This window comes from Streptomyces sp. NPDC058619 (genome assembly GCF_042717785.1).
Lineage (GTDB): Bacteria > Actinomycetota > Actinomycetes > Streptomycetales > Streptomycetaceae > Streptomyces.
Map to the genome: position 1 here is coordinate 1 of NZ_JBHXQN010000061.1, position 19,365 is coordinate 19,365.

At 71.6% G+C, this 19,365-nt stretch carries 19 protein-coding genes; 9 read left to right on the forward strand and 10 right to left on the reverse strand.

All coding sequences use genetic code 11. The features are described from left to right. Window positions 1-111: 111 nt before the first annotated feature. A complete protein-coding gene (locus tag ACFWTC_RS33105) occupies window positions 112-894 on the forward strand; it encodes an LAGLIDADG family homing endonuclease (RefSeq protein WP_384029733.1) in 783 nt (260 codons plus the stop codon). Between the two features lie 71 nt (window positions 895-965). Here the strand turns inward: ACFWTC_RS33105 and ACFWTC_RS33110 are convergent, their stop codons facing one another. Next, entirely contained in the window at window positions 966-2,159 is a 1,194-nt protein-coding gene (locus ACFWTC_RS33110; RefSeq protein WP_383920935.1) for an RtcB family protein, read from the reverse strand. A 197-nt stretch (window positions 2,160-2,356) separates the two neighbouring features. Between ACFWTC_RS33110 and ACFWTC_RS33115 the strand changes: the two genes are divergently transcribed. The 3 genes from ACFWTC_RS33115 to ACFWTC_RS33125 all read left to right on the forward strand — a co-directional run bounded on the left by ACFWTC_RS33115 (window position 2,357) and on the right by ACFWTC_RS33125 (window position 5,817). Continuing rightward, window positions 2,357-3,208 carry a DUF3558 domain-containing protein gene (locus tag ACFWTC_RS33115; RefSeq protein ID WP_383920932.1) on the forward strand — a complete coding sequence of 284 codons (852 nt, stop codon included), beginning with the start codon at window positions 2,357-2,359 and terminating at the stop codon, window positions 3,206-3,208. 114 nt (window positions 3,209-3,322) lie between these two features. Further along, window positions 3,323-4,102 (forward strand): DUF3558 domain-containing protein, encoded by a 780-nt coding sequence (locus ACFWTC_RS33120; RefSeq protein WP_383920929.1) that lies wholly within the window; start codon window positions 3,323-3,325, stop codon window positions 4,100-4,102. A gap of 245 nt (window positions 4,103-4,347) precedes the next feature. After that, window positions 4,348-5,817, forward strand: a complete 1,470-nt coding sequence (locus ACFWTC_RS33125) for a DUF2637 domain-containing protein (RefSeq protein ID WP_384029735.1) — start codon at window positions 4,348-4,350, stop codon at window positions 5,815-5,817. Between the two features lie 90 nt (window positions 5,818-5,907). Here ACFWTC_RS33125 and lysS read toward each other — a convergent pair whose 3' ends face one another. Then, complete coding sequence (lysS, locus tag ACFWTC_RS33130) at window positions 5,908-7,695, reverse strand: lysine--tRNA ligase (protein ID WP_383920923.1); 1,788 nt, start codon at window positions 7,693-7,695, stop codon at window positions 5,908-5,910. 141 nt (window positions 7,696-7,836) lie between these two features. On the opposite strand from lysS, the gene argS reads away from it, so the two are divergent. Together argS and ACFWTC_RS33140 are read left to right on the forward strand one after the other, a co-directional pair. Next, window positions 7,837-9,606: an arginine--tRNA ligase gene (argS, locus tag ACFWTC_RS33135; protein WP_383920920.1), complete on the forward strand. Its 1,770-nt coding sequence runs from the start codon at window positions 7,837-7,839 to the stop codon at window positions 9,604-9,606. A 153-nt stretch (window positions 9,607-9,759) separates the two neighbouring features. Further along, a complete protein-coding gene (locus tag ACFWTC_RS33140; RefSeq protein WP_384029759.1) occupies window positions 9,760-10,557 on the forward strand; it encodes a VOC family protein in 798 nt (265 codons plus the stop codon). 75 nt (window positions 10,558-10,632) lie between these two features. Here the strand turns inward: ACFWTC_RS33140 and ACFWTC_RS33145 are convergent, their stop codons facing one another. The 5 genes from ACFWTC_RS33145 to ACFWTC_RS33165 all read right to left on the reverse strand — a co-directional run bounded on the left by ACFWTC_RS33145 (window position 10,633) and on the right by ACFWTC_RS33165 (window position 15,252). Continuing rightward, window positions 10,633-11,931 (reverse strand): ABC transporter permease, encoded by a 1,299-nt coding sequence (locus tag ACFWTC_RS33145; protein WP_384029737.1) that lies wholly within the window; start codon window positions 11,929-11,931, stop codon window positions 10,633-10,635. Further along, on the reverse strand, window positions 11,928-12,644 hold the full coding sequence (locus tag ACFWTC_RS33150) for an ABC transporter ATP-binding protein (RefSeq protein ID WP_384029739.1): 717 nt from the start codon (window positions 12,642-12,644) through the stop codon (window positions 11,928-11,930). Before ACFWTC_RS33150 ends, ACFWTC_RS33145 begins: the two co-directional genes overlap by 4 nt. Next, entirely contained in the window at window positions 12,641-14,248 is a 1,608-nt protein-coding gene (locus ACFWTC_RS33155; protein WP_384029741.1) for a peptidoglycan-binding protein, read from the reverse strand. Before ACFWTC_RS33155 ends, ACFWTC_RS33150 begins: the two co-directional genes overlap by 4 nt. Continuing rightward, the gene (locus tag ACFWTC_RS33160) at window positions 14,245-14,613 is read right to left on the reverse strand and encodes a hypothetical protein (RefSeq protein WP_384029743.1); all 369 of its coding nucleotides are present in this window, start codon (window positions 14,611-14,613) and stop codon (window positions 14,245-14,247) included. Before ACFWTC_RS33160 ends, ACFWTC_RS33155 begins: the two co-directional genes overlap by 4 nt. Window positions 14,614-14,913: 300 nt before the next feature. Then, window positions 14,914-15,252, reverse strand: a complete 339-nt coding sequence (locus tag ACFWTC_RS33165) for a LuxR C-terminal-related transcriptional regulator (RefSeq protein WP_384029745.1) — start codon at window positions 15,250-15,252, stop codon at window positions 14,914-14,916. Window positions 15,253-15,705: 453 nt separating this feature from the next. Here ACFWTC_RS33165 and ACFWTC_RS33170 point away from each other — a divergent pair, with 453 nt between their 5' ends. Then, a complete protein-coding gene (locus tag ACFWTC_RS33170) occupies window positions 15,706-16,530 on the forward strand; it encodes a helix-turn-helix domain-containing protein (RefSeq protein WP_384029747.1) in 825 nt (274 codons plus the stop codon). After that, on the forward strand, window positions 16,527-16,763 hold the full coding sequence (locus ACFWTC_RS33175; protein WP_384029749.1) for a DUF397 domain-containing protein: 237 nt from the start codon (window positions 16,527-16,529) through the stop codon (window positions 16,761-16,763). Before ACFWTC_RS33170 ends, ACFWTC_RS33175 begins: the two co-directional genes overlap by 4 nt. A gap of 115 nt (window positions 16,764-16,878) precedes the next feature. On the opposite strand, the gene ACFWTC_RS33180 is transcribed toward ACFWTC_RS33175, so the two are convergent. Then, the gene (locus ACFWTC_RS33180) at window positions 16,879-17,154 is read right to left on the reverse strand and encodes a hypothetical protein (RefSeq protein ID WP_384029761.1); all 276 of its coding nucleotides are present in this window, start codon (window positions 17,152-17,154) and stop codon (window positions 16,879-16,881) included. Here ACFWTC_RS33180 and ACFWTC_RS33185 point away from each other — a divergent pair. Then, window positions 17,117-17,857 carry an ABC transporter permease gene (locus tag ACFWTC_RS33185; protein ID WP_384029751.1) on the forward strand — a complete coding sequence of 247 codons (741 nt, stop codon included), beginning with the start codon at window positions 17,117-17,119 and terminating at the stop codon, window positions 17,855-17,857. The two genes, ACFWTC_RS33180 and ACFWTC_RS33185, sit on opposite strands and share 38 nt — an antisense overlap. 24 nt (window positions 17,858-17,881) lie before the next feature. On the opposite strand, the gene ACFWTC_RS33190 is transcribed toward ACFWTC_RS33185, so the two are convergent. After that, the gene (locus tag ACFWTC_RS33190) at window positions 17,882-18,154 is read right to left on the reverse strand and encodes a DUF1876 domain-containing protein (protein WP_384029753.1); all 273 of its coding nucleotides are present in this window, start codon (window positions 18,152-18,154) and stop codon (window positions 17,882-17,884) included. Window positions 18,155-18,232: 78 nt separating this feature from the next. After that, window positions 18,233-19,234: a porphobilinogen synthase gene (gene hemB / locus ACFWTC_RS33195; protein ID WP_383920892.1), complete on the reverse strand. Its 1,002-nt coding sequence runs from the start codon at window positions 19,232-19,234 to the stop codon at window positions 18,233-18,235. Window positions 19,235-19,365: the final 131 nt, after the last annotated feature.

The following is a 19,365-nucleotide window of genomic DNA, read 5'->3' on the forward strand; positions in this document are numbered from 1 at the left end:
ACAGACACAATCTCGTCCGGAGTCACGCCCCCTCAACGCAACACCGGGCCAGAAGGACACGCTCAACCACAACCGACCTGACCAAGCCCTACTAGCGCCCCCGCGCGCTTCATGGACCTCCAGGACCCGCGCTACGCCTACATGTTCGGCTTCCTCCAAGCCGACGGATACCTCACTCAAGGCAGGGGTCGGAAGGGCAAACTCGCTACCGAGATCAACGCTCGGGACATCCACATCCTGCGTGAGTTCCAGATGCTCACCCCGTACTACAGCTCCATCACCGAACGCACCCGGAGCACGAATTTCTCCACGCTCCACCACTCCGCGATCTGGACCGTCTGCTCGCTCGAAGCCAGGACCACCGTCAACAAGCTCGGCATCCCCTACGGCAAGAAGTCACTGACCATCAAGCCTCCGCGTACGGAGTTCTCACGCCGGGACTACCTCCGCGGAATCATCGACGCGGACGGATCCCTCGGCTGGACCGCCCAAGGATCCCCCTTCCTGTCCCTGACTTCGGCCAGTACGGCGATCGCCGCCTATCTCTGCCACTACGGCAAGAAGATCACCGGCACGCAGCGCATCACGTCCCGCAACCGGCGCGACGGCGTCTACAACGTCTGCTACTACAGGGAGACGGCCCAGCGGCTCGCCGCGCACTTCTACTATGACGGCTGCCTCGCCCTCGCCCACAAGACGGCGAAAGCAGCTGCCATCCAGGCCTGGACACGCCCCTCGGACATGCGCCCAGCCGTGTACCGCCGCCGCTGGACCGCGGGGGAGGACGGCGAACTGCTGCGCCTGAACGACCCCGCCGCCGCAGCGACCCTCCTCGACCGCACCGAGCAGAGCTGCTCCATGCGGCTATGGCGCCTGCGCACCGGTCGGGTCTGAGCGCACGTCGCAGCGGGGAGGCTCGGACCGTCTCGGTCCGGGCCTCCCCGTTTCACCATCCGCCCGCGGGCTCAGCCCTTGATGCAGATGACCTGCTTCAGCTTGGCCACGACCTGCACCAGGTCGGTCTGCTGGTCGATGACCTGCTCGATCGACTTGTACGCACCCGGGATCTCGTCCACGACGCCCGAGTCCTTGCGGCACTCGACACCCTTGGTCTGCTCCGCCAGGTCCCGCGCCGAGAACCGCTTCTTCGCCGCCGTCCGGCTCATCTTCCGGCCCGCTCCGTGCGAGGCCGAGTTGAAGGACTTCTCGTTGCCGAGCCCCTTCACGATGTACGAGCCCGTGCCCATCGAACCCGGGATGATCCCGTAGTCACCGCTGCCGGCGCGGATCGCGCCCTTGCGGGTGACCAGCAGGTCCATGCCGTCGTAGCGCTCTTCCGACACGTAGTTGTGGTGGCAGCTGATCTCCCGGTCGAAGGACACCTTCGCCTTCCGGAACTCCTTCCGGAAGACCTCCTTGAATAGGCTCATCATCACGGCCCGGTTGCACTTCGCGTACTCCTGCGCCCAGAAGAGGTCGTTGCGGTACGCCTCCATCTCCGGCGTGGCCGCGAGGAAGACCGCGAGGTCCCGGTCGACGAGCCCCTGGTTGTGGGACAGCCCACGGGCCACGTTGATGTGGAAGTCGGCCAGTTCGTTGCCGATGTTCCGCGATCCGGAGTGCAGCATGAGCCACACCGAATCGGACATATCTACACATACCTCCACAAAGTGATTGCCTTGGCCAAGGCTTCCCATTTGCCGCATCGCCCGGTCCCGCCGGTACTTCACCGCGTCCGCGATGTAGTCGAACCGCTCCCACAGGTCGCCGAACCCCGCCTCCGTGAACCCGTACAGGCGCGCCGGGTCCACCGCCTCGCGGTGCATGCCAGCCCCCACCGGGATGGCCCGCTCGATCTTCGACCGCAGACCCGACAGGTCCCCCGGCAGGTCGTTCGCCGTCAGGGACGTCTTGACCGCCGACATGCCGCAGCCGATGTCCACGCCCACCGCCGCCGGGCAGACCGCGTCCTTCATCGCGATGACCGAGCCGACCGTCGCGCCCTTGCCGTAGTGGACGTCCGGCATGACGGCCAGGCCCTTGATCCACGGGAGGGTGGCGACGTTGCGGAGCTGCTGCATCGCGCTGTCCTCGACCGACGCGGGGTCGGTCCACATCCGGATCGGAACCTTCGCCCCGGGCACCTCTACGTACGACATAACGTCTCAATCCCCCGAAAACCACAGAAAAGTCTGAATACGCAAAAACCTCGCTCTTGATCCCAAATGCGACAGGGAACCGGCGCCGGCACCAGCGTGTGCGATAGACATTGTGTCCACCCGCGCCCGAAGCGCGGCAACGCATTTTCCTGACCGTCGGGGTCCTCGGGGCCGTCGGTCGAAGGGAGCCATGGGACGTGCAGCGCAAGTCGGTACGGGAACTCCTGCCAGGCATCGCCATGCTGACCGCGCTCGCGGCCGGCGTCACCGGTCTCGCCGGGTGCACGGGCGGGAGCGGCACGGGGACCACGAACGACGACAAGCCCGGCGGCAGCGTCGCCGCACCCGCGCAGCCCGGTAAGTACCGAAGCCTGCCCGCGCCCTGCAAGGCGGTCGACGGCAAGCAGCTCAAGGCCATGCTCCCGGCCGCCGACAGCCTGCCCCCGGCCGAGCGGGACCAGCTGTACGCCGGAGTGGCGGCCGCCTCGTACGACGGCGACCGGCGCGTCGGCTGCCGGTGGACCGCGCAGAGCGCCGAGGACACACGGCTGTTGTCGGTCGGCTTCGAGCGCGTGGTGTCGTACGACCGGGCCACCACGAGCGACGACGACAAGGCGCGGCAGGTCTTCGTGCGTCAGCTGACCGACGCGAAGCTGCCCTTCCCCGGACCGGCCCCGACGCCCACGGGAAGCCCCGCGGGGAGCCCCGCGCCGACCCCCACGCCGACGCCGCCGGCCGCGAACCCGGCGCCCTCCGGCAGCCCCTCGTCGCCCGCCGGCCCGACGCCCGGCGCGTCCCCCACCGAGCTGGGCTCCCGCGTTCTGGCGGGGCTCGGCAACGAGGCGTTCCTGGACGACAAGCTGAGTGCCGCCGGGGCGACGGCGGCGCAGGCGCGCACGGTGCGGATTGTGTTCCGTACCTCGAATGTCATCGTCACCGTCGAGTACAGCGTGCAGCCCTCGCTGCCGGGCGCGGTCCCGCCCAGCACCGAAACCCAGGACAGGGCAAGGCAGTTGGCGGCCAGTCTGGTCGAGCGGTTGAACGGGTGAGAGGGGCGCGCGGCGGCGGGGCGTGACGGCGCGCACAGCAGACGAGCGCCGGGTCGGGCTACCGTTGCCCCGGTCCGCCGTCCGAAGAAGTCAGACAAACGTACTGAAGGAAACATGCACCGATCAGCCTCGCGCTTCTCCCGCGTTCTCGCCTGCGCAGCCGTCCCGGTGATCCTCACCGTTGCGGGCTGCTCGTCCGATTCGGGCAAGGCCTCGGGCTCGAACGACGGCAAGAAGTCCGATTCCTCCGCGTCTGCCAAGCCGAGCGCCAAGCCGTCGCCGACCCTGGAGAAGGCGGCCTACGCCGCGCTGCCGGACCCGTGCAAGGCGGTCCAGGCGGCGACGATCGGCACGCTCGTGCCGGAGGCCAAGGACAAGAACGGTACGGCGACGAAGTCGAACGACCTGGCCAGCCGGGCGAGCTGCTCGTGGAACGGCCTGGACGAGGACGGCCTGAAGGGCTCGCAGTACCGCTGGCTCTCGATCTCCCTCTTCCGCTACGACTCGCACGCCTCGCTCGGCTCCGCGAACAAGCGCGCCGAGGACCAGTACAACAAGCAGGTCGAGACCGCGAAGGCGGCCGAGGGCGCGCAGAACGTGAAGGCGGAGCCGGCCGGCGGGATCGGCGAGCAGGGGACGTCGGTGGTGTTCACGTCGAAGAAGGACGTCGACTTCTTCAACACCACGATCGTGGCCCGCGCGCAGAACGTGGTCGTCACGATCGACTACAACGGTGCGGCGTACGAGGGCGCCGGCGCCCCGGACCAGGCGAAGCTGCTCCAGGACGCCGTCACCGCGGCGAAGGAGACGGTGGCCTCGGTCGACGCGGCCAACCAGCAGAAGGCACCGGAGCAGCCGGCGGAGCAGTCCGCGTCGGCGCCGGCCCAGCAGTAGCGGTCACGGCGGCACGGTCGGCGGCCGGGACCTCCGGACCGCCGGCCCGGACCTCCGGACCGCCGGTGCAGGGCCTCCGGACCGCCGGTGCAGGGCCTCCGGGCCGCCGGTGCAGGACCTCCGGACCGCCGGTGCAGGGCCTACCGGAGCGCTGACATCCAGTCACCCGTACGCTGTGCCTGCCGCGGCTCGGTAAAGGCGCGGTAAGTGGTCGGTAAGTGCTCGACAAGGGGAGGGGATCGCGGGTGGCCGCGATGGAGCTGACTCGTACGCACCGGATACTCATCGGCGTCGTGGTCGCCGGAGCCGTCGTCATCGCGGGGATCGGATTCGCCGGCTCGTACTCCGCGGTGCGCACGCTCGCCCTGCAGAAGGGCTTCGGCAGCTTCTCGCTGGTGTTCCCGATCGGCATCGACGCCGGGATCTGCGTGCTGCTGGCGCTGGACCTGCTGCTGACGTGGATGCGGATACCGTTCCCGCTCCTGCGCCAGACGGCGTGGCTGCTGACGATCGCGACGATCGCCTTCAACGGCGCCGCGTCCTGGCCCGACCCGCTCGGCGTCGGCATGCACGCCGTGATCCCGATCCTGTTCGTGGTGACGGTGGAGGCGGCCCGGCACGCGGTGGGCCGGATCGCGGACATCACCGCGGACCGGCACATGGAGGGCGTCCGCATCACGCGGTGGCTGCTCTCCCCGATCCCGACGTTCAAGCTGTGGCGCCGCATGAAGCTGTGGGAGCTGCGCTCCTACGAGCAGGCCGTCGGCATGGAGCAGGACCGCCTGATCTACCAGGCGCGGCTGCAGGCACGGTACGGGCGCTCCTGGCGGCGCAAGGCGCCGGTGGCGGCGCTGATGCCGCTGCGGCTGGCCCGGATCGGCGTGCCGCTGGCGCACACCGCCCCGGAGGGCCTGGCGGCGGCGGGGATCGACCCGGCGCTGCTGTCCCCGGCGCAGCAGCCGGCCGCGTCGCCGGCCCTGGCGGCCGTGGCGGCCGTGGTGGCCGGCCCCTCCGCCGAGGTGACCCAGGCGGCGCCCGCGCCCGCGCTGGAAACGGCGGCGGCCCAGGCACACGCCCGCGCGCAGGCCCAGCCCGACGCCCGGCCCCCGCAGGACCAGCAGCAGGACCAGCAGCAGGGCCAGGCGCAGGACCAGCAGCAGGACCAGCCGGAGCTCCCGGAGACCGCCGCGCAGGCGGCCGCCTCGGCCGCTGCCGCCGCCCACGTCCCGCCGCCCTTCGCGGTGGACCCGACGGCCATGCCGGCGGCCCACAACAGCGCCTGGTTCGCGGCGCCGCTGGCCCCGCAGGCGGCGTACGAGGGCGGCTACAACCCCCAGTACGTCGAGGGTCTGGAGCCGATCCCGGTGATGCCGCCGACCGGCCCGGAGGAGCCGCAGCAGCAGCCCCCGCAGCCGGACCTGCCGATGCCGGGCCCGCGCCAGGATGCCGCCGACGCGGTCGGGGCGACCGCCGTGCCCGGCGCACCCGAGCCGGAGCAGACGCCCGACGAGGTCGAGTTCGCCGCCATGGCGTACAAGGTGTTCGTCGCGCTCGTCGGCGAGCAGAGCGACTTCCCGACGCCCGAGGCGCTCGACATACACCTCTCCGACGGGTATGGCGTGACCCACCCGCGCAGCGGCTCCCTGCTGCGCCGGATGATCCCCGCGTTCAAGCAGCGGTACCAGCGGGAACTGGAAGCCGAGCACATCGCGTAGCCGGCGGCCGGTCCGAGCAGGCGGGAGGGCCCGCACCCCGGGGGACCCGGGGGGTGCGGGCCCTCCCGCACGATGCGAACCGCAGCGCCCTCAGACCGCGAGCAGCTTGCGCACCCGGTCGGCGCCCACCGCCAGCAGCAGCGTGGGCAGGCGCGGCCCGGTCTCACGGGTCACGAGGAGCCGGTAGAGCAGGGCGAAGAAGGTCCGCTGCGCGACCTTGAGCTCCGGGGTCGGCTTGGCGTCGGGCTCCAGCCCGGCCATGACCTTCGGCACGCCGTAGACGAGCGTGCTGAGCCCGTCGAGGGACCAGTGCGAGTCGAGTCCCTCCAGCAGCAGCCGCAGCGACTCGCGGCCCCCGTCGTCCAGCGACGACAGCAGCTCCGCGTCGGGCTCCTCGCGCACGAGGGTCCGCTGGTCGGCCGGGACCTGGGTGGTGATCCAGTTCTCGGCGCGGTCCAGGCGCGGCCGTACCTCGTCGAGGGAGGTCAGCGGCTGCGTCGGGTCCAGGTCGGTGAGGATGCGCAGGGTCTGCTCGTCGTGCCCGGCGGTGACGTCGACGACGGACGCGAGGGTCCGGTACGGCAGCGGCCGCGGGGTGCGCGGGAGCTCGGCTTCCGCGGTGCGCACGGCGCGGGCGTGCGCGGCGGCGTCGGCGGGCAGGACGGTGCCGTCGGCGACCTTGGACTCCAGCTTGTCCCACTCGTCGTACAGCCGCTGGATCTCCTGATCGAAGGCGATCTTGAAGGACTGGTTCGGACGGCGGCGCGCGTACAGCCAGCGCAGCAGCTGCGGCTCCATGATCTTCAGCGCGTCGGCCGGGGTCGGGACCCCGCCCTTGCTGGAGGACATCTTCGCCATGCCGCTGATGCCGACGAACGCGTACATCGGTCCGATCGGCTGCTCGCCGCCGAAGATGTGCACGATCTGGCCGCCGACCTGGAAGGACGAGCCGGGCGAGGAGTGGTCGACGCCGGACGGCTCGAAGACCACGCCCTCGAAGGCCCAGCGCATCGGCCAGTCGACCTTCCAGACGAGCTTGCCGCGGTTGAACTCGCTGAGCTTGACCGTCTCGGTGAACGCGTCCTCGGTGCAGACGTAGGTCATCTCGGTCGTCTCGTCGTCGTACGAGGTGACCTTGGTGAAGTCCTTGCCGCACTCGGCGCAGTACGGCTTGTACGGGAAGTACCCGCCCTCGCCGGTGCTGCCGTCGTCCTCGGCGGCCGCGCCGGAGCCCTCGGCGGCCTCCAGCTCGGCCTCGTCGGCCTGCTTCTGCTGGGGCTTCTTGCCGCCCGGCTTCTGCTTGGTGCGGTACTGGTCGAGGACGGCGTCGATGTCACCGCGGTGCTTCATGGCGTGCAGCACCTGCTCGCGGTACGCGCCGGAGGTGTACTGCTCGGTCTGGCTGATCGGGTCGTACACGACGCCCAGCTCGTCCAGGGCGCCGATCAGGGCGGCCTTGAAGTGCTCGGCCCAGTTGGCGTACGGGGATCCGGCCGGGGCGGGGACGGAGGTCAGCGGGCGGCCGATGTACTGGGCCCACGAGTCGTCGACGCCGGGGACGCCGGCCGGCACCTTGCGGTAGCGGTCGTAGTCGTCCCAGGAGATCAGGTGCCTGACCTCGATGCCCCGGCGGCGGATCTCGTCCGCGACCAGGTGCGGGGTCATGACCTCGCGGAGGTTGCCCAGGTGGATCGGACCGGAGGGCGAGATTCCGGACGCCACGACGAGAACCGGAGCGGTAGCGGCTGACGTCTCCGCGCCGGGTGCTCGGCGCTCCGCCTCGGCGATGACCTCGTCCGCGAAACGGGAGACCCAGTCGGTCTCGGTGCTGCTCTGAGCCACGACACGTCCTTCTACTCGAATGCTGGCTTCAGCCATTCTCCCAGACGGATCGGGCCGCTCCGGGGTTGCTCCCCCGCCCCATATCCAGAAGAACCGGCAGCGGCCGCGTGGGATACTCGGCACTTGTCGGAACACCCAAGTGCACCCACCGGCACCACCTCACAGGAACGGCAGCTCATGGCCTCGGTCCCTTCCCTCGCTTCCTCCGTCGAACAGCGCGTCGCCGACGCCCTCGCCTCCGCCCTGCCGGAGGCCGGTGCCGCCGACCCCCTGCTGCGACGAAGCGACCGGGCCGACTTCCAGGCCAACGGCATCCTGGCGCTCGCGAAGAAGGCCAAGGCCAACCCGCGCGAGCTCGCCACGACCGTGGTCGAGGCCATCCCCACCGGTGACCTGATCCAGGAGATCGAGGTCTCCGGCCCCGGCTTCCTCAACATCACGATCACCGACCGGGCGATCGTCGAGACCCTCGCCGCGCGGGCCCTGGACGACCGCCTCGGCGTCCCGCTCTCCGAGAACGCGGGCACCACGGTGATCGACTACGCCCAGCCGAACGTCGCGAAGGAGATGCACGTCGGCCACCTGCGCTCCGCCGTGATCGGCGCCGCGATGGTGGAGATCCTGGAGTTCACGGGCGAGAAGGTGGTCCGCCGCCACCACATCGGCGACTGGGGCACCCAGTTCGGCATGCTCATCCAGTACCTGCTGGAGCACCCGCACGAGCTGGACCACGAGTCGGACGCGGAGGTCTCCGGCGAGGAGGCCATGTCCAACCTGAACCGCCTCTACAAGGCCTCGCGCGTCCTCTTCGACTCCGACGAGGAGTTCAAGACGCGCGCCCGCGCCCGCGTGGTCGACCTCCAGGCCGGCGAGCCGCAGACCCTCGCGCTGTGGCAGCGGTTCGTCGACGAGTCGAAGATCTACTTCTACTCCGTCTTCCACAAGCTGGACATGGACATCCAGGACCCCGACGTGGTCGGCGAGTCCGGCTACAACGACATGCTCGTGGAAACCTGCAAGCTGCTGGAGGAGTCGGGCGTCGCCGTCCGCTCCAACGGCGCGCTCTGCGTGTTCTTCGACGACGTCAAGGGCCCGGACGGCAACCCGACCCCGCTGATCGTCCAGAAGTCCGACGGCGGCTTCGGCTACGCCGCGACCGACCTCTCCGCGATCCGCGACCGCGTCGGCGGACTGGGCGCGACCACGCTCCTGTACGTCGTCGACGCCCGCCAGTCCCTCCACTTCAGGATGGTCTTCGAGACCGCCCGCCGCGCCGGCTGGCTGAACGACGAGGTCAAGGCCGTCCAGCTGGCCTTCGGCACGGTCCTCGGCAAGGACGGCAAGCCGTTCAAGACCCGTGAGGGCGAGACGGTGCGACTGGTGGACCTGCTCGACGAGGCCGTCGAGCGGGCGACGGCCGTCGTGCGCGAGAAGGCCGAGAAGGTCGGCCTGACCGAGGACGAGATCGTCGAGAACGGCCGGTACGTGGGCATCGGCGCGGTGAAGTACGCCGACCTGTCGACGTCCGCCGCCCGGGACTACAAGTTCGACCTGGACCAGATGGTCTCGCTGAACGGCGACACCTCCGTCTACCTCCAGTACGCGTACGCCCGCATCCGGTCCATCCTGCGCAAGGCGGGCGACCGCTCCCCGGCGGCCCACCCCGAGCTGGAACTGGCCCCGTCCGAGCGGGCGCTGGGCCTGCACCTGGACCAGTTCGGCGAGCTGCTCGCCGAGGCGGCCGCCGACCACGCGCCGCACAAGGTGGCCGCGTACCTCTACCAGCTGTCCTCGCTGTTCACGACGTTCTACACCGACTGCCCGGTCATCAAGCCGGAGCCGGAGCTCGCCGTCGGCGAGAACCGCCTGTTCCTGTGCGACCTGACGGCCCGCACCCTCTCCAAGGGCATGTCCCTCCTCGGCATCCGCACCCCCGAGAAGCTCTGACACCCGCCGCACGACCAGCGCGGAACGTACGGCCCCGGCAGCTGCTGCCGGGGCCGTACGTTCACCCGGACGGGCCGGTTCGGGTCGCGGGGCCCGGGTAGGGGACGCCCCGTCCACCCCCCCCCCACCCGACGGGAGAGCCCCGTGGCCGACATGAACGGCCCCTACAAACCCGGCACGCCGTGCTGGATCGACCTGATGGTTCCCGATCAGCAGGCGGCCATCGACTTCTACTCCGACCTCTTCGGCTGGCAGGGCGAGATCGGCCCGCCCGAACAGGGCGGCTACTCCGTCTGCAGCCTCAAGGGCAAGCCCGTCGCCGGGATCATGAAGGCGATGAACCCCGACGGCTCCGTCCCGGACCCGATGCCGCCGACCGTCTGGACCACGTACCTGTCCACCGACGGCCTCGACTCCACCGTCCAAGCCGCCACCGACGCCGGGGGCCGGGTCCTGGCCGGCCCGATGGACGTGATGGACCTCGGGCGGATGGCCGTCGCCGCCGACCCCACCGGCGCCGTCTTCGGCCTGTGGGAGCCCGGCAGCTTCGACGGCGCGGGCATCGTCAACGAGCACGGCGCCCTCACCTGGAACGAGCTGTCCACCGGCGACACCGGCGCCGCCGCGGCGTTCTACTCCGCCGTCCTGCCGATCAGCACGGCCGCCTCCGAGATGGAGGGCGCCTCGGACTACACGGACTTCAAGGTCGGCGGCCGCGCGGTGGCCGGGATGATGGACCTGGGCAAGCTCCCGCCCGGCACGCCCCCGAACTGGCTGCCGTACTTCCACGTGGACGACGTGGACAACATCCAGGCCGCGGCCACCCGGGCCGGCGCCGACGTCCTCGCCCCCGCCTTCGACATGGTGGCGGGCCGCATGGCCGTCCTGGCCGACCCGCAGGGCGCGCCCTTCGCGGTCATCACGGCGAACGTCGGTCAGCAGCCCGCCTGACGACGGGTACGGCCCCTGCGGCGCACGGCCGGGGCCGTGCCCGGGGCCGTGCCCGTGCCCGTACGCATGCGGTCCTCAGCGCCGCAAGGCCTCCGCCGGCTGGATGCGGGCGGCGCGCCAGGCGGGGTACAGCCCCGCCAGGAGTCCCGTGACCAGGCCCAGCAGGGGCGCGGCCGCGACGGTCGCCGGGTGCACGACGGGGGTCCAGTCGCGGACCACCGCGACGCCCACCACGGTGAGCGTGCCCAGGGACGTGCCGACGAGCCCGCCGAGCGCCCCCAGGGCCCCCGATTCCGCGAGGAACTGGGTGGTGATGTGGCGCCCCCGCGCCCCCAGTACCCGCCGCAGCCCGATCTCGCCCGTACGCTCCAGGACCGCGACCAGCGTGGTGTTCGCGATGCCGACGGCGCCGATGACCAGGCAGATCCCGGCCAGGACCAGGAAGAGCTGCTCCAGGTCGGAGGTGACGCCGGAGCGCAGGGTGCGCGGGTCGGGCGGCGGTACGGCCTTGAGGTACTCGGGGTGATCGGGCCGCAGCGCGGTCGGGGCGAGCCGAGCGACCTGCTGGGCGGCGCCGACGTCCGTCGCGACGAGCATGGTGGTGCCGCCGCCGTCGGGCACGCCCCAGATCTCCTCCGCGGTCGTGCGGGGCACCGCGACCGACAGGAGGAGCTCGGCCTTGCGCTCCACGTCCTCGATGATCCCGATCACGGTGAACGGCTCGGCTCCGATGAAGACGGCCGGCCGGGTCTCCAGGGTGGTGATGCCGAGGCGGGCGGCCGCGCCCGAGCCGAGGACGGCCACGCGCTGCCGGCTCCCGGAGTGGTACGCGTCGTACAGGCGCCCCTGGGACAGCCGGGGAACGGCCGCGCGCAGTGCGCCCGGTGAGGCCGCGACCACGTCCGTGCGCTCGCCCCCGCCCCCGCCCGCGGCGCCGCCCACGGGTGCGGCGCGGACGCCGTCCGTGGCCGGGTCGAGGCGGACCGTGTGGAACACGCCCGCGTGCCGGACCCCGCCCAGGCGTTCGACGCGGAGGTCGGCGTCCGCCGGGAATCCGGGGCCCGTGAAGGGGTTCTGCTCGCGGGCGACGTCCTCGACGGTCACCTCGGTCGCGGTGAGCAGGTTGAAGCGGCTGTCGATCTGGGACGAGGTCGTGGCGGTCAGGCCGAGGACGGCGACGAAGGTGCCGACGCCGAGCACCGTCCCGAGTGCGGTCAGCGCCGAGCGGGCCGGGCGCTGGAGGATCCCCGCGAGGGATTCGGAGAGGGTGTCGCGGACGGCGAAGCGGGAGGGCTCGACCCGGACGGCCGCCGTACGGGGCCGGCGCGGCGGAAGCCCGGGCCGCGGAAACCGGAGGGGCCGGCGCCACCTCATACGGGTGCCTGTTCGCGCAGTACGCCGTCGCGGATCGCGACGGTCCGGCCGCCGTGCGCGGCGACCTCCTGGTCGTGGGTGATGACGAGCACGGTCATCCCGCTGCCGTGGAGCTCGTCCAGCAGGGCCAGGACGGTGCCGGCGTTGGCCGAGTCGAGGTTTCCGGTGGGTTCGTCGCACAGCAGCAGGGACGGCCGGGCGACCAGCGCGCGGGCGATGGCCACCCGTTGGCGTTCGCCCCCGGACAGCCGGGAGGGGACCGCGGTGAGGCGGTGCCCGAGTCCGACGCGTACGAGCGCCTCGCGGGCGCGGCCGGGGCGTTCCCTGCGGGGCACGCCGTTGTACAGCATGGCGAGGGCGACGTTCTCCAGGGCCGAGCGGTGGGGCAGGAGGTGGAAGGACTGGAAGACGAATCCGATGCGGCGGCCGCGCAGGGCCGTCCGGTCGTGGTCGCCGAGCGGGCCGGTGTCGATGCCGTCGAGGAGGTAGCGGCCCTCGGTGGGCGCGTCGAGCAGGCCGGCGATGTTGAGGAAGGTCGACTTGCCGGAGCCCGAGGGGCCGACGACGGTGACGAACTCGCCGCGCTGGATGGTGAGGTCGCACGGCTGGAAGGCGGGTACCGGCGGCGGACCCGGGTAGGTCAGGCCCGCCTGCCGGAACTCGATTACGGGGGGCGCGAGTTGGGGATGGAACCGGGGTACGGCCGTACTCATGACCCGCCGCCGCCCTTCCCGCCGGAGGCGCCGGTGCCGCCGGTGCCCTTGCCCCCGTTCTGCTTGCCGTTCTGCTTGCCGGTGACACCCGGGTTGACGCCGGTGACCACCGAGTCCCCGTCGGCGAGGATCCCGTCTCCGGCGGGCCGGACCTCCACGTAGCCGTCGCCGGTGGTGCCGGGCCGGACCTCGACCCGGCGCTGGGTGCCCGTACCGTCCACCACGGTGACGGTGGTGCGGCCGTCGGCTCCGGCGGACACCGCGGACACCGGGACGACGAGCGCGTCGCCGTCGGTCGCCGCGGCCTCCACGGTGAGCCGTACGTCCTGGCCGACGAGCTTGCCGTCCAGCGGCGCGAGCGGGCGTACGAGCATCTCGTACCCGGCCGGCCCGCCCGCGGCGGGAGCCTGCTGCCCCTGCCCCTGGCCGCCGCCCGGACCGCCGTTCGGCGCGGCGAGCTGGGCGGGCTGGGCGGACTGCGGGGCGTCCGCGACCGACAGCACTTCGGCCGCCGCGGTGAGCCCGCTGACCTCGGAGAGGATCTCGACCTTCTGGCCGGGGCGGACCAGGCCCTTCTGGTGGTCCTGGAGCTGCCCGCGCACCACCAGCGCCCCCGCGGACAGCGACAGCGCGGCGCCGCTGACGGGCGACCCGGGGCGGACGGCGACCGAGTCGGCCCGTGCGGGGAACGACTCCAGGAAGACGACCTCGCCGGCCGGCAGCATCGGCCCGGCAGCCGCGCGGGCCTCGGCGAGGCGTTCGCTGGCCTTGCGCAGGTCCTCCGCAGCGCGGTTCACCGCCCGCGCGGCATCCTGGCCGGAGCCCTTGGCGCCCCCGGCCCCCTTGCCGCCCTGGCCGGGCGGCGCGGCGCCGGGGCCCGCGGGAGCCGCCGTACCGACAGCGGCGGCGGCGGTGGCGGACCGGGCGTCCTCCAGGGAGCGCTCGCCGGAGGTGACCGCGTCCTCGGCGGACCTGACCGCCTCGCCGCGGTCGGCCACGGCGGGCAGCGGGTCGTAGCCGATCGAGCGGTAGAAGGAGCCCAGCGCCGCCTTCGTACCGGCGCCGAAGGTGCCCGCCCGGTCGGAGCCCGTGCCGTGGCCCAGCCCGGACAGGGCCTTCTGGAGCTGCTTCACGTCGTCGCCGGCGGCACCGGGCTTCAGGTCCCGGTACACCGGCAGGGCGCCGGGGAGCGCGAAGACCGGGCGCCCGGACACCTCCAGGAGCATCCTGCCCGCGTCGACGCGGTCGCCCTGGCGTACGGCGACCTTGGTGACCACGGGGGTGGCGGCGCCCTCCCCGCCCGCGACCGTCGGGGTGACCTGGAGCGACTGGGCCGAGGTGACCGTGCCGCGCACGATGACGGTGTCCCGCAGGACGCGCTTCTCGACCCGGGCGACGAGGACGTCCAGGGGCGGCGGCCCGGCCTCGGCCGCGGTCTGCGCCGGGGACTTGATCACCTGCGAGGCGGCGACTCCGGCCCCGGAGAGCAGCATCGCGCCCGCCGCGACGGCCGCCACCCAGGCCCGGCGCCGGGACATCCCCGCGGACGGCCCGGCCCCCTCGACCGCCTCCGCGGGCCCTGCGGTCGACAGGTCCCCGGTCATCCGCCGGCCTGACCGGCGGTCACGGACGTGCCCGTACCCCCGCACTTCTTCAGGGCCGCGAACCCCTCGGGCGAGCTCTTCGGGTCCAGCTCCTCCAGGTCGTGCCGGGCGGTCCGGGGATCGGGGTCGGGGAAGCCGGCTATGCCGTTCGCCCGCATGCAGGCGGTGAACTCCCGTGCCTCGGCGCGCTGTTCGGCCGACACCGGGGGCGCCGACCGACGGTTTTCGCAGGCACCCTCGGCTTCCCTGACCTTGGCCGGATCCGCGCGACCCGAATCCACGACCGGAATCCCGGAATCGGTTTCCTTCATCGGCAGCCCCTTTTCCTTGAGGCACCGGAAGAAGTCGGCCTGCTCGGGATCCACCGCACCCTTGGACGGCCCGGATCGCGGAACGGAAGCCGAAGCCGAAGCCGTACCGAAGGCCACGCCGGAAGCCGGGGCGGAAGGCGCCCCCTCCCCTTCTGCCCCGGAACACCCGGACAGCAGAAACACCAGGGAGAGCACGGCGGGGACGGCCGCGGATCGGGCCCGTCTCAATGGCACAGCAGGCCTCCTAAGGCGGCTTGTATCACCGACACCCTAGGTCAACGAAGAACCAATCGCCGTGCACCAAGGGACAGTTGTCAGCCACTCCCTAGGCGCGGTCGACCCCGCGCCGGTCCCTCAGACGTGCCCCGCGGTGCAGCGGGCGATCCCGTGGTGCACGGAGAGCAGGCACACCTGGACCCGGGATAGGCCGCCCAGCTTTCCGCGAATGTTCTCCAGGTGGAACTTCGCGGTGCGAATGGTCATTCCGAGCGCTTTCGACAGCTCTTCGTTCGAGGGGCCGCAGGCCATTGCGCCGAACATCTGGAGCTCGCGCTCGGTGAGGTCCGATATCCGGCGGAACCCTTGGTGGAGCCACCCGGGCCCTTTGTCCTGCCGCTCCGATTCGTCCGCTTCACCGAGTTCACAGCATGGGCAGTACCCGCGCATATCCCCCCTTTCACAAACACAGTGCATCTTGCATCAAAAAATACGGCGAAAACCAGACATCGGATTGGAGCATAACCCGCAGGTGCCGGACCGGCCTATTGGTCGATTTCCCCACTACTGACGGGTCACCGCCATCAGTTCCTCCCATCTCCGCGCCCGAGCCCGATGTCGCGCGGCCGCGCGGGACGCCGCACCGCAGCGCGTTGGTGGCCAGCTCGCTCACGCAGAGCAACACGCCGTCGTGCCGGCCGGCGACCCCCCAGGCGTGCAAGGTGTCACGTGTGAACTGGCGCGCAGCTGCGACGCTTTGGGGCAACCGGAGGTAGAGACGCTCACGCCCGAGGGCTGCCTGAATGTGGGGATTCACGGAGCGGTGGTCGCGCGCAGTCACTAGCGTGGTGCCGAGCGTCGACCCGTACTCCTCGATGAGTACGGGTCCGCGCGGCGTAATGCACGCACGCGGGTGGGGAGTTCGCAGTCATGCCACCGAGGAAGCGCACACGGCCGAACGCGACGACCATGAAGATGGTCGGCGCCCAGCTGGCCGCCGCCCGCACCGCCAAGAACCTGACCCAGAAGCAGCTCGGCGAACTCGTCCGCCTGGACGCCGAGACCATCGCCTCGATCGAGCAGGGCCGCCGCGCCCTGATGCCGAGCGTCGCGGAGCTGATGGACCGCCACCTGGGCCTGCCGGGGTTACTGGCGGTGGCCGCCCACGAGATGCCGGACGTGGACACGATCCCGCCCTGGGCCGAACCGCTGCTGGAGATGGAACAGACCGCGAAGGCGTTCTGCTCGTACGAGAACCAGGTCGTCCCGGGCCTGCTCCAGACCGGCGCCTACGCCGAAGCGGCCTTCCGCAGCCGCGTTCCGATCTTCGCCGAGGAGGAGATCCAGGCCCACACGGCCGCCCGCATCGCCCGCCAGGGCATCCTGCGCCGCAAACAGCCGGTCCAGGTCAGCTTCGTCATCTGGGAACCGGTCCTCCGGTACGCCTTGGGCGGCGACGAGGTGCACGCGGGCCAGCTCCGCCACCTCCTGGACTGCTCAGAGCTCCCCGGGGTCGCCATCCAGTCCGTCCCCCTCGACCTCCACGCCCACCCGGCTCTGGACGGCCCGTTCGTGCTGCTGGAGACCCCGGACCACCAGCACATCGCGTACCTCGAAACACAGCGCGGCAGCCTGGTGGTTTCCAACCTTGACGAGGTCAGCATCCTCTCTCAGAAATATGCGATGCTGCGGACGCAGGCCCTCAACCCTGAGGAAAGCAGGGACCTGTTGAAGCGGCTGCTAGGAGATCGATGAGCACCGAACTCACGTGGATCAAGTCCAGCTACAGCGGCAGCGACGCCGGCAACTGCGTCGAGTTCGCCACGACCTGGCGAAAGTCCTCCCACAGCGGCAGCGAAGGCGGCAACTGCGTCGAAGTGGCCCGCTGCGCGGAGACCGTCCACGTCCGGGACAGCAAGGTCAGCGGCGGCCCCGTCCTGGACCTGGCCCCCGACGCCTGGGCCGCCTTCACGGAGTGGACCGGTTGATCCGGCCCGCCAGGCCGTCCAGGATCCGGTCCAGGCCGTAGCGAACTGGAAGTCCGGTTCGCCGGAGCCCGTGAACGCGTCGGAGTCCAGCAGCCGCGTCACGGCCGGGTGGGTGTCAGGGCCGGTCATCAAGCCGCAGCGTGCGCACGTACCGGTCCATCGCCCGGGCCGGTGAGACGCCGGACTTCACGATGGCGTCCATCATGTCGGAGGCCATGACGGCCTCGTTCCGCACGAGCCCGCCGACCACGATGATCGTCGAGATCTTCTCGCCCTCGTCCAGGCCCGTGCCGGCCAGCGCCGCGAGCCCGCGTTCCATCCAGGCGAGCTGGTTCGGGCTGACCGGGGCGCCGGTGCGTGCGGGCCGGGGGCTGGCGGGAGCTGCTGTCACACTGGGCGTTCGCGCAGCGGGCCTGGTCACCGCCCTGATGCTGCCGGTCATGCTGATGCTGATCTTCGTCTACTTCTTCGGCGGCGCCATCGACACCGGCACCGCGTACGTGACGTACGTCGTCCCCGGCGCGATGCTGCTGTGCGCGGGCTTCGGCGCGGCGAGCACCGCCGTCAGCGTCAGCCAGGACATGAAGGACGGCGTGATCGACCGCTTCCGCTCCCTCGACGTCGGCGGCGTCCCCATCCTGGCCGGGCACGTCACCGCGTCCGTCACACAGAACCTGCTGTCCACCGCCCTGGTCCTCGCCGTCGCCCTCGCCATCGGCTTCCGGCCCCAGGCCGGTCCCCTCGGCTTCCTCGCGGCCGCCGGGCTGCTGCTCGCGTACATCACCGCGATCTCGTGGCTGGCGGCGGCGCTGGGCCTGCTCGCGGACTCCCCCGAGGCGGCGGGCGGCTTCACCTTCCTGATGATGTTCCTGCCGTACCCGTCCAGCGCGTTCGTCCCCATCGACACCATGCCCGGCTGGCTCCACGGCTTCGCCGACCACCAGCCGCTGACCCCGGTCATCGAGTCCCTGCGCGCCCTGCTCCTGGACCGGCCCGCCGGGGACGCGCCCTGGGTGGCCCTGGCCTGGTGCACGGGCATCACGACCGTGGCCGTGGCGCTCGCCGCGACCCTGTTCACCCGCCGCACCCGCTGAACCAGCGGCTCACCGGTTCAACGGTCACCCGTTCAACGGATGGGAATGCCGCCCGGTCGCCTGATCGATCTCGGAATGGGCCTTCTGCAACATCTGCGACGCGAGGTCCATGAGCGCACGGGCCCCCGCGATCTCCTCCCCGACCCTCAGCTGCTCCGGGTCGGACGGATGGCGCATGGCGTAGCCGCGCGCCCTCATCTCGGAGCCGTCCCCGAGCCTGACCAGGGCCGCCGCACCCGTGCGGTGGCCCTCCTCGGTGAACTCGAGCTCAACGTGCCAACCGACGAGTGTGGACACGGCGCACCACCTCCAGGAACTCACCCTCCCCCCAGCGTGCGCCACCCCACCCCACCCCGCGAGCGGGCCGGTCCCCGCTCAGCGCGCCTCGCGGAGCCAGCCCGCGACCTCGGTCGCCCAGTACGTCAGGATCGTGTCCGCGCCCGCCCGCTTGATGCCCAGCAGGCTCTCCACAATGGCCCGGTCGCGCTCGATCCAGCCCTTCTCGGCCGCCGCCTCGATCATCGCGAACTCGCCGCTGATCTGGTACGCGGACACCGGCACGTCCACCGCCTGCGCCACCCGGTAGAGGACGTCCAGGTAGGGCCCGGCCGGCTTGACCATCACCATGTCGGCGCCCTCCTCCAGGTCCAGCGCCAGCTCCCGCAGGGACTCCCGCGCGTTCGCCGGGTCCTGCTGGTACGTCTTGCGGTCGCCCTGGAGCGAGGAGCCCACCGCCTCGCGGAACGGCCCGTAGAAGGCGGACGAGTACTTCGCCGTGTACGCCAGGATCGACACGTCCTCGTGGCCCGTCTCGTCCAGCGCGTCGCGGATCACCCCGACCTGGCCGTCCATCATCCCGCTCGGTCCCACCATGTGGACGCCCGCGTCGGCCTGTACCTGCGCCATCTCCGCGTACCGCTCAAGCGTCGCGTCGTTGTCGACGCGCCCGTGCTCGTCCAGGACCCCGCAGTGCCCGTGGTCGGTGTACTCGTCCAGGCACAGGTCCGACATGATCACCAGGTCGTCGCCGACCTCGGCCCGCACGTCGCGGATCGCGAGTTGCAGGATCCCGTCCGGCTCGGTGCCCGCCGTGCCCCGCGCGTCCTTGTTCTCGTCCGCCGGGACCCCGAACAGCATGATCCCCGAGACGCCCGCCGCGACCGCCTCCGCGGCGGCCTTGCGCAGCGTGTCCCGCGTGTGCTGGACCACGCCCGGCATCGCTGAGATCGCCACGGGCTCGCTGATGCCCTCCCGTACGAACGCGGGCAGGATCAGGTCCGAGGGGTGCAGCCGGTTCTCCGCGACCATCCGCCGCATCGCCGGGGTGGTGCGCAGCCGGCGGGGCCGGGAGCCGGGGAAGGATCCGTACGCGCTCATTGTCAGTCGCCTCTTCGAGCATCGAGAACAGTCGGGACCAGCGTAGGGCCCGGACGCACCGCGCCCGGGCCCGCCCGTCACCCCCGTCCCGGAACACCGCCGCCACCGCCGCCGCACCCGGCGTGCGCCGG

Bases quoted from the DNA above. Each gene is read 5' to 3' on its own strand.
- ACFWTC_RS33105 (WP_384029733.1), top strand. From the start codon at position 112: ATGGACCTCCAGGACCCGCGCTACGCCTACATGTTCGGCTTCCTCCAA.
- ACFWTC_RS33110 (WP_383920935.1), bottom strand. From the start codon at position 2,159: ATGTCGTACGTAGAGGTGCCCGGGGCGAAGGTTCCGATCCGGATGTGG.
- ACFWTC_RS33120 (WP_383920929.1), top strand. From the start codon at position 3,323: ATGCACCGATCAGCCTCGCGCTTCTCCCGCGTTCTCGCCTGCGCAGCC.
- lysS (WP_383920923.1), bottom strand. From the start codon at position 7,695: ATGGCTGAAGCCAGCATTCGAGTAGAAGGACGTGTCGTGGCTCAGAGC.
- argS (WP_383920920.1), top strand. From the start codon at position 7,837: ATGGCCTCGGTCCCTTCCCTCGCTTCCTCCGTCGAACAGCGCGTCGCC.
- ACFWTC_RS33140 (WP_384029759.1), top strand. From the start codon at position 9,760: ATGAACGGCCCCTACAAACCCGGCACGCCGTGCTGGATCGACCTGATG.
- ACFWTC_RS33145 (WP_384029737.1), bottom strand. From the start codon at position 11,931: ATGAGGTGGCGCCGGCCCCTCCGGTTTCCGCGGCCCGGGCTTCCGCCG.
- ACFWTC_RS33150 (WP_384029739.1), bottom strand. From the start codon at position 12,644: ATGAGTACGGCCGTACCCCGGTTCCATCCCCAACTCGCGCCCCCCGTA.
- ACFWTC_RS33155 (WP_384029741.1), bottom strand. From the start codon at position 14,248: ATGACCGGGGACCTGTCGACCGCAGGGCCCGCGGAGGCGGTCGAGGGG.
- ACFWTC_RS33165 (WP_384029745.1), bottom strand. From the start codon at position 15,252: ATGCACTGTGTTTGTGAAAGGGGGGATATGCGCGGGTACTGCCCATGC.
- ACFWTC_RS33170 (WP_384029747.1), top strand. From the start codon at position 15,706: ATGCCACCGAGGAAGCGCACACGGCCGAACGCGACGACCATGAAGATG.
- ACFWTC_RS33175 (WP_384029749.1), top strand. From the start codon at position 16,527: ATGAGCACCGAACTCACGTGGATCAAGTCCAGCTACAGCGGCAGCGAC.
- hemB (WP_383920892.1), bottom strand. From the start codon at position 19,234: ATGAGCGCGTACGGATCCTTCCCCGGCTCCCGGCCCCGCCGGCTGCGC.